Here is a 13659-nt window from a genome sequence, read left to right on the forward strand (position 1 = left end):
GCTGCGTTTTGTGAACGGCTCAGGCTTTCTCCGCGATCGCATCGCGTTCGGCCATGAACAGGCGCAAACGCTCAAGACCGTCTTCAATATCTGCCGTCGCACGGGCATACGAAAAACGCAGGGTTGTGTGACCACGCTGAGGGTCGAAGTCGAGACCCGGAGTTACCGCAACGCCTGCCTTTTCCAGAATCTCGGCCGCGATGGCACGGCTGTCATTGGTCAGGTCAGACACGTCAGCATAAACATAAAACGCGCCATCCGGCGGGGCGATGTTCGTGAACCCGGCCTTGGGCAGACCGTCCAGCATCAACGCGCGGTTACGGCGGTACACGTCCAGATTGGCCTGCAATTCGTCTTCGCAATCCATTGCCGCCAGTGCTGCAACCTGGCTGGCATGGGGCGCGCAAATGAACATGTTCTGGGCAATCCGCTCAACCACGCGCACCTGACCTTCCGGCACCACCATCCATCCGACGCGCCAGCCGGTCATCGAGAAATATTTGGAGAATGAGTTGATCACATAGCACTCATCCGTCAGCGCCAGTGCGGTGACAGCTTTGGCTTCGTATTCCAGCCCGTGATAGATTTCGTCACTTATGAACGACGCCCCTTGCCCCTGCGCTGCGTCAATAAGCGCCCCCATGGCCGCGTGATCCAGCATCGTGCCGGTTGGGTTTGCAGGCGAGGCCACCATCAGCCCCCTCAGGTCCATACCTCGAATGTCATCGGCGACAGGCTGCAACCTGTTTTCAGGGGCCGTTGGCAGATCGACGGGCACCAGACCCAACGCCTTGAGGATCTGGCGGTAAGAGGGATAACCGGGCGCGCCGATACCGACACGATCCCCGCTGTCGAACAACGCCGTGAAGGTTAGCAGAAACCCGCCTGAGGATCCGGGGGTGATGACCACTCGATCCGGGTTCAGGTCAACATCATACCACTCTCCGTAAAGCCGCGCGATCCGCTGCCTGAGCGCAGGCAACCCCAAAGCCACCGTATAACCCAAAGGGCCTTGCTCCATTGCCTTTGCCAGCGCTTCGGTCGCGCCCTTGGGGGCCCCTGTCCCCGGCTGACCGACTTCCATGTGGATGATATGGCGTCCTGCTTCTTCCGCTTTGCGCGCGGCCTCCATCACGTCCATCACAATAAACGGATCGACCCCGGACCGGGTTGAGTTTCTCATGCCCATCTCCCATGTTGCAGCCATGGCTTTTGAACGCGTATCCAGGCTGGCGTCAATCCCGGCTCTGATGCTTGCAGCTGTTGTCTGGCTGGCGGCAGTGGCGCAAACCCATGCGCAAAGCCTGATCCGCGATCCCGATATCGAGTATGGGCTGCGTGAACTGGCCTTTCCCGTGCTGCGCGCAGCGGGGTTGAACACAAACCGCGTTCAGATCCTGGTCGTCAACGACAACACGTTCAACGCTTTTGTCATCGACTACAATGCCATCTACGTGAACTACGGTCTGATTCTAAGCGTAGAGAACCCGGAAATGTTGCAGGCCGTCATCGCACATGAAGCCGCTCATATCGCGAATGGCCACCTGGCGCGCCGGGCCGAAAACCTCAAAGCTGCTCAGCGTAATGCGGGCCTTGGCACAGCCTTGGCTCTGCTTGCGGCTGCAGCGGGCGGCGGAGAAGCTGCTATTGGCATCGCCGCCGGCACGCGGGGCGCAGCCCTTCGCAGTTTTCTGGGCCACACCCGCGCCGAAGAAGCTTCGGCGGACCGCAGTGCCGCCAGCTATCTTCGGTGGGCGCGGATCTCACCAAGCGGCATGGTGGAACTACACAGGAAATTCGCAGGACAGGAGTTGCTGAGCGCTGCCAATCAGGATCCCTATATGCGGTCGCACCCCACCAGCCGCGAACGCCTGCGCGCAGCCGAAGCTTTTCTGGACGAATTTGGAGACAAGGCCGTTCCGAATCCAACCGCCGACTATTGGTTTGCCCGCGTCAAAGGCAAACTCTCGGCGTTTTTGCGATCGCCCAACTGGACCTTGCGACGCGCCAAGGAAGAGACCGATCGGGACATTCGCCTGATGCGCGAAGCCTCGGCCCATCATCAAAACCGCAACCTCTCCCAAGCACGTGCCGCAATTGATGAAGCGCTGGCTATCCGTCCGGATGATCCGTTTTATTATGATCTGAAGGGGCAAATTCTGTTGGAAAACAGGCAGGTAAGCGAAGCTGTTGAAGCTTATGCAAATGCCGTTGAAATGGCCCCCAACAATGCTCTGATCCTTGCAGGTTACGGGCGGGCCCTGCTGGCGCAAGGCAAGACCAAACAGGCTCTTACTGCCCTGGAACAAGCGCGTGCGCGCGATTTTCGGAACGCGCGTTTGATGCAGGATCTGGGCGTTGCATATGCAAAAGTGGGTAACAACGGCATGGCATCGACCGTGACAGCCGAGCGGTATGCGCTGCAAGGGCGACTAGAAGATGCCGGAATTCACGCAAAACGCGCCGTGGCGCGACTGCCCGAAGGTTCACCGGGTTGGCAAAGGGCACAAGACGTGCTGATTGCATCCGAACGATTCAAGAGAAACAAAAGGAAACGGAAATGATCCTCAGACATGCTGCACCCGCCCTTCTGGGGCTTTCCATGGCTGCGACCTCGGCGCAGGCGCTGGACCTGAAGGCGATGAGCGATGCCGAAAAGGTTGAGTTTGGCGCGCAGGTACGGGAATACCTGCTGGAAAACCCCGAAGTCATTATCGAAGCGATCAACATCCTGGAACAGCGCAACGCCGCAGCCGAAGCGCTGGCTGACAAGGAACTAATCGCGGCCAACGAAGACGAGCTTTTCAACGACGGCTATAGCTGGGTGGGCGGCAACCCGGATGGAGACATCACTCTGGTCGAATTCATGGACTACCGCTGTGGCTATTGCCGACGTGCCGTTCCCGAAGTTGCCAGCCTGTTGGCCGAAGACGGTAATATCCGCCTTGTCATCAAAGAGCTCCCCATTCTGGGTGATGCCTCTGTCTTGTCCTCGCGCTTTGCGGTTGCGACCAAGCAGGTGGCCGGAGACGACGCTTACAAACAGGTCCACGACGCGCTGCTGGAGTTCACCGGCGAGCCAAATGAAATCTCTTTACGCCGCATCTCGGACGGATTGGGCCTGGACAGCGACGCGATCATCGCCGCGATGGACAGCGACAGCGTTACGGATGAAATCACCCGCACCCGAGCGCTGGCGCAACGGATGCAAATCTCGGGTACGCCTTCTTTTGTTCTGGGCACCGAAATGCTGCGTGGCTTCCTGCCTGCCGATCAGATGAAACAGATCGCGGATGGTGTGCGTGCTGAACGCGGGTAAATAAGGGATGGGGCGGCTTGGTCCGCCCCAAGCCCGACTCAGTGTACTGTCGACATTGAGCAAAAGGTCACGTGCACCCTGCTAGATCTCGAAGCCTCTCACCTTAAGAACTTCGATAACTTCTGATCTATCCGTCTCGTCCAGGTTCGTCTGGATTGCTGGAAAACAACGCGATCTTGTTGCCTTGTGGGTCGCGAAGATACCCAACATAGAAATGCGCACCGTATGCGTCCCGAAAGCCTGGCTGGCCTTCATCCGCCCCACCGGCGGCAATCGCTGCCGCGTGAAGATCACGAACCTGCTTTTGATTTCGTGCCTCAAACGCAACCATCGTACCATTACCGGCTGAGGCTGGTTGCCCGTCGAACGGGGATTTCACATAAAATTCTGGCAAGGCAACGGACTGGCCTGGCTGGACCGGCAAGGCATAGCTCAAGTCGCCATGATACCTCTCCAGTTCATACCCCAAGGACGGCAGGAAAGCAGAGTAAAACTGCTCGGCGCGTGCGATGTCGTTTACGCCAACGGCGATATAGGAGATCATTCCTAGCCCCCTTTTGCAGACTTGCCATTTGCGACGCGTGGAAAGCTTCTATTGAAAGCGCCGTTACTCTGCCGCTTCGGCCTGCGCGTCCAGTTCAGCCGCTTTTTTTTCGACCTGCTCCACGATGTGATCAATCATCTGATCGTTGGACATCTTGTGGCTGGCCTTGCCCGCCAGATAGACCATGCCGGACCCTGCCCCGCCGCCGGTAAAGCCAACGTCGGTCATCAAAGCCTCGCCCGGACCGTTCACGACACAGCCGATGATCGAAAGGCTCATCGGTGTCTTGATGTGCTCTAGCCTGTGCTCAAGCTGTTCCACGGTTTTGATCACGTCAAATCCCTGCCGGGCGCAGGACGGGCACGAAATGATGTTCACACCGCGATGGCGAAGACCCAGAGATTTCAGGATTTCAAAGCCAACTTTGACCTCTTCCACCGGGTCTGCGGACAAGCTGACGCGGATCGTGTCGCCGATTCCCATCCACAGCAGGTTGCCCAGACCGATGGCCGATTTGATGGTGCCGCTGACCAGCCCACCAGCCTCGGTGATACCGAGGTGGATAGGCGCGTCTGTGGCCTCGGCAATGCCCTGATAAGCGGCGGCAGACAGGAAGACATCGCTGGCCTTCACGCTGATCTTGAATTCGTGAAAGTCGTTGTCTTGCAGGATACGGATATGTTCCAACCCGCTTTCCACCATCGCCTCGGGGCATGGTTCGCCGTATTTCTCAAGCAGGTGCTTTTCCAAAGACCCCGCGTTCACGCCGATGCGGATCGAACAATTATGGTCGCGCGCAGCTTGGATCACTTCCTTCACACGAGTTTCATCGCCAATGTTGCCGGGATTGATACGAAGGCAAGCCGCCCCTGCCTCGGCTGCTTCGATGCCACGGCGGTAGTGAAAGTGAATATCTGCCACAATCGGCACGGGGCTTTCGCGCACGATTTCTTTCAGCGCTTTGGACGATGCCTCATCCGGGACCGAAACGCGTACAATATCGGCGCCCGCTTCGGCTGCGGCCTGAACCTGCGCCACGGTCGCTGCCACATCGGTGGTCAGCGTGTTGGTCATGGTTTGCACCGCGATGGGCGCGTCGCCGCCAACCGGGACGTTGCCAACCATGATTTGACGGGATTTACGGCGATAGATGTCGCGCCAGGGGCGTACGTGATTGAGGGACATAAGGACGGATCCGCGTCTGCCAGAGTTGCGACAGTAGATAGTTCGGCAACGGGGTCACCGCAATGGCTAGATCACTCGGCGGGCGCTTCTGTCGCCTCGGTCTGCAGTTCAGCCACCAGTTGCTTGAGCGCGCTGTTCTGCTCGGCCTCAAGATCGGCAACGGCATAAGTCTCGGACACGGCGTCTTTCGACAAGACGACACCTTTGGCAACCGTACCCGGTGCCCCGGCCGGGCCGTAATGCTCACCGTTCATTGAGAAGTAAACCGACCCAGACGCCCCGGCCCGCAACTGCGGTGGTTCTTCTGTCAGGGGCACCTCAAAAACGCTGCCTTGTTCAACCGTGCCCAAAGTGCCTTCAAAGATGATGCTGCCGTCAGCCGCAGTCACGCGCATCCAAGCCGGGTCCACGGCCACGATCTTTAGCGTTGTGTCGATCTGCTCGACCACCTGTGGCAATGCGGGACGTTCAACTGTGTGTACATCTGCCACTTCGAACTGCGGCAGTTCGGGCGGACGGAACGTTCCGACCTCACGCGGATCAAGCGTTGAAATAGGCGCATCACGTGCCACCAGAACCGGAACGTCCAAAGCCTGCGGACGATAAAGACGGTCCAGCGCTTCAGCGCTTGCTGTTTCAACAGGATCGTCTGATACAGCACTGCGCGCTGCATCCAGCGGGTCCAAATCTGACAAAACGACGGGGGCTTGTTCTACCGGGCTGACTTGCACCTGCTGGATTTTGTTCAGAACGGCCCAGCCGCCGTAGCCGATGCCGCCAATGACCGCCAACAAGACCAGCGAAGACCCGATGGCCCGAGGCTCAATCTGGCTGACCAGAGGTTCCTTGCCCGGAATGAAGGGCGTGTTGGGCGAGATGAACGGATCGCGTCCCATCGGACCACGTGCCGGAAGACCACCCGTGGGTTTGCGGACAACCGATGCTTCGGCCGACATGCCGTGCGCGACTTCAAACCCGCTTTCCTGACAGAAGGTCGCAAAAGTCTCATCCGGGTTCATGCCCAGATAACGTGCATAAGAACGCACATACCCGGCTATGAAGCCGGGTGTATCAAATGCATCAGGATCGGCGTTTTCGATTGCGGCGATGTAGTTGGCTTTGATCCGCAGCTCACGTTGAACATCCAGAAGAGATTTGCCCATCGTTGCGCGTTCACCGCGCATCTTGTCGCCTAATCGAATCTCGTAATCGTCAAACCCTTTTGGCCTGACGTCTACATCTTCTTCGGACTCGCGCTGAGATCTGCGCCCAATCATCCCTGCTGCCCCATTCTGCCTGTCGCGTATTTCGCGTTAGCGGCGAATCATCCCCACAATGATTCGTCTGCCAATTTTGTTAACCTAAGCTTAACACGCGGCAATCACGTTGCACACTTTGGCGTGAGGTTAACCGGCAAGTTCGGCGCGATTTAGCGCACAATGTGACCAAAGTTCGTCCATCGCCTGCACCAAACGGTTCATTTCGTCGGGTCCATGCACCGGAGACGGGGTAAACCGAAGCCTTTCGGTGCCGCGCGGGACAGTCGGGAAATTGATGGGCTGCACGTAAATGCCATAATCATCCAGCAACATATCGCTGAGCTTTTTGGTGTGCACAGGGTTACCAACGATCACGGGCACAATGTGGCTGCCATGATCAATCAAAGGCAGACCCATACCTTTCAGTCGCAGCTTGAGGATCTTGGCCTGGGTCTGATGCTGGTCACGCAGCTCTTGCGCGGTTTTCAGATGCGCGACCGAAGCGGCGGCGCCCGCAGCGACAGCAGGCGGCAACGAAGTGGTGAAAATGAAACCCGGCGCGTAAGAGCGCACAGCGTCACACATCTTGGCGCTGGCGGCGATATAGCCCCCCATAACGCCATATGCTTTGGCGAGCGTGCCATTGATAATGTCGATCCGATGGGCCAGACGGTCCCGCTCGGTCACGCCGCCACCACGCGGGCCGTACATCCCAACCGCGTGAACTTCGTCGATATAGGTCAGAGCGCCGAATTCATCTGCCAGATCGCAGATTTCTTCAATCGGACCAAAATCGCCGTCCATCGAATAGACCGACTCAAACGCAATCAGCTTAGGCGCGGCAGGATCGTCTGCTTCAAGCAACTCACGCAGATGCGCCAAGTCGTTGTGCCGGAAGATCCGCTTGGCGCCACCATTGCGGCGCACACCTTCAATCATCGATGCATGATTCAGCGCGTCGGAATAAATGATCAGACCAGGAAACAGCTTGGGCAGAGTGCTGAGCGTTGCGTCATTGGCAATATAAGCGCTTGTGAACAGCAGCGCGGCTTCTTTGCCGTGCAGATCGGCCAGCTCGGCCTCAAGCCTTTTATGGTAGACCGTGGTGCCAGAGATGTTGCGCGTCCCGCCAGATCCTGCACCTGCGGCGTCCACAGCCTCGTGCATGGCATTCAGAACAACAGGGTGCTGGCCCATGCCCAAGTAATCATTGCCGCACCATACGGTGATGTTCTGCTGCGACCCATCCGGACGCGTGCGTACCGCATGAGGGAAATGTCCGTTGCGACGTTCGATGTCGATGAAGGTCCGGTAGCGTCCTTCGTCGTGCAGCCTTGCGATCGCTGAATCGAGCTGAGCAGTATAGTCCAACGGACCCTCCTTGAGCGCCCAAAATGGTTTCCCTTGGGCTAATAGTCTGCCGCCTTAAACAGTTTAACCTGCTTCAGCGGCTTTGCGTTCCTTAGTTTAGCTGGTTACAGCCGAACAGGTGAACCCAACTTTGATTTGCATCAAATAAAAGGTTGCGCCCCCTACGACAAGTAAAGTTACGGCCATCGAACGCGTGGAAACGACGCAGGTGCCGTTGCGCGAAAGTGCTGAGTGGACAGCTCAACTTTTCGTCACAACCGCTCTGGACGGCGCCGTTGACGCTGCTAGGGTTCGCCCAAACTAGAAAAGCAGGAGCCCCCTATGTCGCTAGACACCGTGCTGAACCGGATTGACGATGATCTGCAAACGTCGATCGACCGTCTGATGGAATTGCTGCGAATCCAGTCCATTTCAACCGATCCCGCATTCAAGGACGAGGTAAGCCGCGCCGCAGATTGGCTAGTCGATGACCTCCGCAGTATCGGGATTGCTGCTGAAAAGCGGGAAACTCCCGGCCACCCTATGGTTTTCGGTCATGTGGGAGAGGACACAGACGCCCCGCATATTCTGTTCTACGGTCACTACGATGTTCAGCCAGTCGACCCTTTGAACCTCTGGACCCGCGATCCTTTCGATCCCGCGATTGAAGAAACAGCACATGGTCCGGTGATCCGCGGGCGCGGCGCATCTGACGACAAAGGACAATTGATGACCTTTGTCGAAGCCTGCCGGGCCTGGAAGGCCGTCCATGGGTCCCTGCCCTGTCGCATCACCTTTTTCTTCGAAGGCGAGGAAGAATCCGGCTCGCCCTCTCTGGTTCCTTTCCTCAAGGAAAATGCGGCCGAGCTTAAAGCAGATTTGGCACTGGTTTGCGACACCTCGATGGTGTCACGCGGCGTTCCCTCGATTGCCGCCCAGTTGCGCGGCATGCTGAAGGACGAGTTCACAATCATAGGTCCCCGGATCGATCTGCATTCCGGCCACTATGGTGGCCCCGGCCTGAACCCGCTGCGGGAATTGTCAAAAATCGTCGCCTCGTTCTACGATGACGAAACCGGGCGCGTCGCGGTCGAAGGGTTTTATGAGGGCGTGCACGAAGTACCCGAAAACCAACTGCGCCAATGGCAAAACTGCGGTTTCGACGAAGCTGATTACCTGAACTCGGTCGGTTATACCCAACCGCATGGAGAAAAGGGGTATTCGACACTTGAACAGCAATGGGCACGTCCAACACTGGAGGTGAACGGCCTATGGGGCGGCTATAATGGCGCTGGTTCGAAAACCGTGATCCCGTCGGAAGCCCATTGTAAAATTACCTGCCGCCTTGTGGGCGATATGAACCCCGATGCGTTGCGCAGGAAGATCCGCAAACACGTCGAGGAACGCCTATCTCCGGATGCTAAAGTCGTTTGGGATAATGACTCCGAAGGCTCTCCTGCTTCCGTCATGAACATCAACCGACCGGAATTCGAAGCCGCGCGCGCAGCCCTTTCCGATGAATGGGAGCGCGAGGCAGTGTTTACAGGCATGGGCGGGTCAATCCCGGTCGTCGGGTATTTCAACACCGTGCTTGGGCTCGATTCGATGCTGGTTGGCTATGCAAACGAAGATGATGCCATCCATTCTCCGAATGAGAAATATGACGTCAAAAGTTTCCACAAGGGCATCCGCTCGTGGGCCCGAATTCTGGATGCTTTGAACAAGTAGGTTTTTTGCGAGGCTCTGCCTCGCGCTCCGAGGTATTTTGGGCCAGATGAAGTACGGATCCCCTGCTTCATCTGGCTATAAATACCTCGGGGGAGTCGCGGCTTGCCGCGGCGGGGGCAGCGCCCCCTTCCCTTACATGTGGATCACGCGATCATAAGCGTCCAGAACGCTTTCGTGCATCATCTCTGACAAGGTTGGATGTGGGAAGACCGTGTTCATGAGGTCTTCTTCAGTGGTCTCCAACTGGCGACCCACAACGTATCCCTGAATCAGTTCGGTGACTTCTGCGCCGATCATGTGCGCACCCAGAAGTTCTCCGGTCTTTGCGTCAAAGACGGTTTTGATCAACCCCTCCGGCTCACCCAACGCAATCGCCTTGCCGTTGCCGATGAAGGGGAAGCGACCAACTTTGATGTCATAGCCCAGCTCTTTGGCTTTGGCTTCCGTGTAGCCCACGGACGCGACCTGAGGCTGGCAGTAGGTACATCCTGCAATGCTCTCGGGTTTAACCGGGTGCGCATGTTGGCCCGCGATCAGGTCGGCAACCATTACACCTTCGTGGCTGGCCTTGTGCGCCAACCAGGGCGCGCCGGCGATGTCACCGATGGCATAGAGCCCTTCTACCCCGGTGCGGCAATATTCATCCGTCACCACATGCGTGCGGTCGATCTTGACCCCCAGAGCTTCAAGCCCAAGGTTTTCGACATTGCCGACAATGCCAACAGCCGAGATCACGGTGTCGAATTCGTGTTTCTCGACCTTGCCCTTGACCTCGATATGGGCCGTTACCTTGCCCTTGGCACGGTCCAGCTGCTTGACCATAGCTTTTTCCATGATGGTCATGCCTTGCTTGGTGAATGCCTTTTTAGCAAAGGCGCTGATCTCGGCATCTTCCACCGGCAGCACCCGGTCCATCACCTCGACCACGGTCGTGTCGGCACCCAGCGTGTTGTAGAAGCTGGCGAATTCGATGCCGATTGCGCCAGACCCAATGACCAGCAGCTTCTTTGGCATCCGTGGCGGTTGCAGCGCATGTTTGTAGGTCCAAACCAGATCGCCGTCTGCCTCAAGCCCCGGCAATTCCCGCGCCCGCGCGCCGGTGGCCAGAATGATGTTCTTGGCTGTGAGTTCTTCGGTGCCTTTTTCGGTTTTGACACTGACCTTGCCCTTGGCAGGGATCGTAGCTTCGCCCATCACCACGGCAACCTTGTTCTTCTTCAACAGGTGGCCAATCCCACCCGACAGTTGCCCGGCCACACCCCGTGACCTTTTAACCACCGCATCCAGATCGTAGCCAATCTTGTGGGCCTTCAAACCAAAATCCTCGGCGCGTTCCATCAGGTGAAACACCTCAGACGAGCGCAGCAAGGCTTTGGTCGGAATGCAACCCCAGTTCAAGCAAATACCACCCAGATGTTCGCGTTCGACAACAACGGTTTTCAGACCCAGCTGAGCTGCGCGGATTGCAGCGACATAGCCGCCGGGGCCAGCCCCGATTACGATCAGATCATAAGATTGTGCAGCCATGTGTCCCTCTCGGCGCAGGTGTTGAGAAATTAGTTTACCATTAAACTACTTTCTGAAACACATCAACAGGCCACCCCCGCGACAAAAGCGACGCAGGGTAAGCAATGCCTGAATGTGCGGGATTCAGCCTATACCCAAGCTCTCTCTGTGGCTAGAACAGAACCGCCGACACCGTTCGAGCATTTCTAGACAAATGACATTCAAGAGGCTGACCATGGCAAAAACCCTTAAAGACCTTCTGCTTGCTCTGCTCAACGCCACATTGATCCTTGTGGCGCTGTGCCTGTTTCTGGGCTGGCAACTTGCGTCCAAGGTCGAGAGCATCACAGCAGAGTTTTCCCAAACCTTGCAAGCCGTTGCCCCTATCCGGGATGAGGTGAGTGGCACGCGATCAGAGCTTGCGGCATTGCGTGCAGACCTGGCCGATTTGTCGCTGGAAAATCCTGGGGCGAATAGTGCAGCCGCGCAAGAGCTCCGGTCAGCTTTGGCCCGCCTGAACAGTTTGGAACAAAAGTTACAGGCAGCGCAGGAACGGTTGAGCAGCCTGTCGGACGAGCCTCAGGTTCTGATTGCTCAGGCCATCGAAAAGGGTGCCGACATCGTGTCTCAGCGCGTACTGGATTTCAAAGGGTGCGAGCCAGGTTCATGAGGCTGCGCCGCGCAAAATACTGCGCGGCCTGCCAACACGTCGGGTGCCGTCAAACGGTCGCTTGAAGCTCGCGCACGGTGGTGCCGTAACCACCCATGTCGACATATGCGACCTCGTGGGGGGTCGAATTACGCGACAGCGCTTCGTTTCGATACGGGAACCGGCCAAACTTGCGGATCACTTCGCGATGCGCCCGCGCATGCAGCAGATTGCTTGTGTCGCGGCTCAGGTTTTCGCAAATCAACCTCACACAGCGCTCCTGATCGCACAGGTTTTCTGAATGCATCAAGGGCAGGTAAAAGAACTGCCGCGCCGGTTCGTCGATCTTTTTGTCCCAACCTTTGTCGACCGCGCATTTCGCCGCCGCCAAAGCCGCCCGGTCTGTCGCGAAAGCACGCGCCTGACCCCGGAACATGTTACGTGGAAACTGGTCCGTCAAAATAATGTAAGCCAGTGCGCCGCTGGGATATGTCAGCCAGAGCGAAAACTTGCCCTCTACCGCTGCCTCCCAAGTTGACAGGAAACGATCGCGGATTTCTGCATCAAGCGCCTCATCCTGTATGTACCAGCCTTTCGGACCAACTTTATCTAACCAAAAACTCAATACCTCTTCAGGCGTTGCCATTGCCTTAAACTCCGTCTTATGCCCGCAAAAGGGACGTAAGGTCATTTAAGGCCGTTTCACAGAACTGTTACAGTAACATATTGCAACATATTCGACATAAATTCGTGTCTTAAGCGGTTTCCTGCGCGCTTTCTTCTGCTTCTGCTTCGGCTGCTTCGATCGCAACCTCCTGCGCAACTTCGAATGCGACTGGTGACGCAGTTGGATACAATGTCGCCATTGTGCCGGTTTCGTCCACGGGAACCGAGGCGCGCTGCGTCATCCGATATGCGGAATACACCGCAAGGAAGAACAGCAGCACAGCAATGATCAGGAAAAAGCCGGGCGGGCCGAACACGGCATCGTCCATCAGCCAACCGGTGATCAATGGACCTGCGACGGCACCTAAGCCGTTGATGAACACAAGGCCACCGGACGCGGCGGCCATATCTTCGTGTTCCAGAAAGTCGTTGGTATGTGCGATCAACAATGAATACAACGGGTTGGACATACCGCCGATCAAAAAAGCCGAGACCAAAAGGATCTCGAAAGTCACCCCGTAGAGCATTCCTGCGAGGGCCGCGACAGCCCCTACCGTTGCGACCAGAAAGATCAGAACACGCCGGTCCATTCGATCCGAAAACCACCCCAGCGGATATTGAAGCACAACCGCACCAACGTAGAAGGCAGCTACAAAGGTTGAGATTTCAACAAGGCTCAGCCCCGCCTGCGCCCCGTACACCGCGGACATACCGAACTGAGCAGAGAAAACCCCTCCCAAAAGGAACAAGCCGATACAGCCCAGCGGCGATTTTTGCATCAATTCGCGTAGGGTCATGGGCTTGGTGGTGTCAAAGGCCGGTGTTGGTGAAATGGACAGCAAAATTGGCGCAAAAGACACAGATACCAGGATCGAAGCGATGACAAAGGTCTCATATCCCGCCGGATCACCGACCAGGAACAGGGCTTGCGCACCAATGATCCCTGACATCTGAACAATCATGTACAGGGACAATGCCTGCCCCCGGTTCTCGTTATTGGCCGCGTTGTTCAGCCAGCTTTCTGCGGTGACATACACGCCCGAGAAACAGAAGCCGATCACCACCCGCCCCAAAACCCAAGCGATTGGGTCCGTGAGCATCGGGTACATAATCATGACGGCCGAAATGAAAGACGCCAGCGCCGCAAAAACCCGTACATGACCCACGCGTCGGATCATTTCAGGTGCAAGACGAGAGCCACCGAGGAAACCGACAAAATAGGCTGACATCACAAATGACATCTGCAGCGTCGAGAACCCTTCGATTTCGCCCCGGACACCCAGAAGCGTGCCTTGAAGGCCGTTTCCGACCATCAGCAACCCCATGCCGAGCAGCAACGCCCATGCGCTGGAAAGAACCTGAATCATTGGGGTCTCCGACTGATGCCAACCTAAAGTGCGAGCTGTTCTGCGATCAAAGACCGCTTCTGTCGCGCTTGTCTACGACATTGAAC

General features: G+C 57.0%; 12 protein-coding genes. 4 read left to right on the forward strand and 8 right to left on the reverse strand.

Translation table 11 applies throughout. The features are described 5' to 3' along the window. Nucleotides 1-19: 19 nt before the first annotated feature. Nucleotides 20-1183: a pyridoxal phosphate-dependent aminotransferase gene (locus GS636_RS03345; RefSeq protein ID WP_171668435.1), complete on the reverse strand. Its 1164-nt coding sequence runs from the start codon at nt 1181-1183 to the stop codon at nt 20-22. Between GS636_RS03345 and GS636_RS03350 the strand changes: the two genes are divergently transcribed. Further along, nucleotides 1182-2564, forward strand: a complete 1383-nt coding sequence (locus GS636_RS03350; protein WP_171668436.1) for a M48 family metalloprotease — start codon at nt 1182-1184, stop codon at nt 2562-2564. The two genes, GS636_RS03345 and GS636_RS03350, sit on opposite strands and share 2 nt — an antisense overlap. After that, entirely contained in the window at nt 2561-3319 is a 759-nt protein-coding gene (locus GS636_RS03355) for a DsbA family protein (protein WP_171668437.1), read from the forward strand. Before GS636_RS03350 ends, GS636_RS03355 begins: the two co-directional genes overlap by 4 nt. A gap of 127 nt (nt 3320-3446) precedes the next feature. On the opposite strand, the gene GS636_RS03360 is transcribed toward GS636_RS03355, so the two are convergent. The 4 genes from GS636_RS03360 to hemA all read right to left on the reverse strand — a co-directional run bounded on the left by GS636_RS03360 (nt 3447) and on the right by hemA (nt 7678). Then, nucleotides 3447-3863, reverse strand: coding sequence for a VOC family protein (locus GS636_RS03360; RefSeq protein ID WP_171668438.1), 417 nt, complete (start codon nt 3861-3863; stop codon nt 3447-3449). A gap of 63 nt (nt 3864-3926) precedes the next feature. After that, nucleotides 3927-5048: a flavodoxin-dependent (E)-4-hydroxy-3-methylbut-2-enyl-diphosphate synthase gene (ispG, locus tag GS636_RS03365; RefSeq protein WP_171090637.1), complete on the reverse strand. Its 1122-nt coding sequence runs from the start codon at nt 5046-5048 to the stop codon at nt 3927-3929. A 71-nt stretch (nt 5049-5119) separates the two neighbouring features. Then, nucleotides 5120-6325 carry a helix-turn-helix domain-containing protein gene (locus GS636_RS03370; RefSeq protein ID WP_171668439.1) on the reverse strand — a complete coding sequence of 402 codons (1206 nt, stop codon included), beginning with the start codon at nt 6323-6325 and terminating at the stop codon, nt 5120-5122. Between the two features lie 129 nt (nt 6326-6454). Then, nucleotides 6455-7678, reverse strand: a complete 1224-nt coding sequence (gene hemA / locus GS636_RS03375) for a 5-aminolevulinate synthase (RefSeq protein ID WP_171185781.1) — start codon at nt 7676-7678, stop codon at nt 6455-6457. 321 nt (nt 7679-7999) lie between these two features. On the opposite strand from hemA, the gene GS636_RS03380 reads away from it, so the two are divergent. Next, entirely contained in the window at nt 8000-9385 is a 1386-nt protein-coding gene (locus tag GS636_RS03380; RefSeq protein ID WP_171668440.1) for a M20/M25/M40 family metallo-hydrolase, read from the forward strand. Between the two features lie 132 nt (nt 9386-9517). Here GS636_RS03380 and lpdA read toward each other — a convergent pair whose 3' ends face one another. Further along, entirely contained in the window at nt 9518-10912 is a 1395-nt protein-coding gene (lpdA, locus tag GS636_RS03385) for a dihydrolipoyl dehydrogenase (protein WP_171668441.1), read from the reverse strand. A gap of 214 nt (nt 10913-11126) precedes the next feature. On the opposite strand from lpdA, the gene GS636_RS03390 reads away from it, so the two are divergent. After that, nucleotides 11127-11561, forward strand: coding sequence for a hypothetical protein (locus GS636_RS03390; RefSeq protein ID WP_171090647.1), 435 nt, complete (start codon nt 11127-11129; stop codon nt 11559-11561). A gap of 49 nt (nt 11562-11610) precedes the next feature. Here GS636_RS03390 and GS636_RS03395 read toward each other — a convergent pair whose 3' ends face one another. Next, entirely contained in the window at nt 11611-12186 is a 576-nt protein-coding gene (locus GS636_RS03395) for a DUF924 family protein (protein ID WP_171090649.1), read from the reverse strand. Nucleotides 12187-12295: 109 nt separating this feature from the next. Continuing rightward, nucleotides 12296-13573 carry an MFS transporter gene (locus GS636_RS03400; protein WP_171090650.1) on the reverse strand — a complete coding sequence of 426 codons (1278 nt, stop codon included), beginning with the start codon at nt 13571-13573 and terminating at the stop codon, nt 12296-12298. Between the last annotated feature and the right edge of the window lie 86 nt (nt 13574-13659).

The organism is Ruegeria sp. HKCCD4884, assembly GCF_013110855.1.
Taxonomy (GTDB): domain Bacteria; phylum Pseudomonadota; class Alphaproteobacteria; order Rhodobacterales; family Rhodobacteraceae; genus Ruegeria.

Excerpts from the sequence above, each read along its gene's own strand:
- GS636_RS03360 (WP_171668438.1), bottom strand. The coding sequence starts at position 3,863 with ATGATCTCCTATATCGCCGTTGGCGTAAACGACATCGCACGCGCCGAG.
- GS636_RS03400 (WP_171090650.1), bottom strand. The coding sequence starts at position 13,573 with ATGATTCAGGTTCTTTCCAGCGCATGGGCGTTGCTGCTCGGCATGGGG.
- GS636_RS03350 (WP_171668436.1), top strand. The coding sequence starts at position 1,182 with ATGCCCATCTCCCATGTTGCAGCCATGGCTTTTGAACGCGTATCCAGG.
- GS636_RS03395 (WP_171090649.1), bottom strand. The coding sequence starts at position 12,186 with ATGGCAACGCCTGAAGAGGTATTGAGTTTTTGGTTAGATAAAGTTGGT.
- GS636_RS03355 (WP_171668437.1), top strand. The coding sequence starts at position 2,561 with ATGATCCTCAGACATGCTGCACCCGCCCTTCTGGGGCTTTCCATGGCT.
- lpdA (WP_171668441.1), bottom strand. The coding sequence starts at position 10,912 with ATGGCTGCACAATCTTATGATCTGATCGTAATCGGGGCTGGCCCCGGC.
- GS636_RS03390 (WP_171090647.1), top strand. The coding sequence starts at position 11,127 with ATGGCAAAAACCCTTAAAGACCTTCTGCTTGCTCTGCTCAACGCCACA.
- ispG (WP_171090637.1), bottom strand. The coding sequence starts at position 5,048 with ATGTCCCTCAATCACGTACGCCCCTGGCGCGACATCTATCGCCGTAAA.
- GS636_RS03380 (WP_171668440.1), top strand. The coding sequence starts at position 8,000 with ATGTCGCTAGACACCGTGCTGAACCGGATTGACGATGATCTGCAAACG.
- GS636_RS03370 (WP_171668439.1), bottom strand. The coding sequence starts at position 6,325 with ATGATTGGGCGCAGATCTCAGCGCGAGTCCGAAGAAGATGTAGACGTC.
- GS636_RS03345 (WP_171668435.1), bottom strand. The coding sequence starts at position 1,183 with ATGAGAAACTCAACCCGGTCCGGGGTCGATCCGTTTATTGTGATGGAC.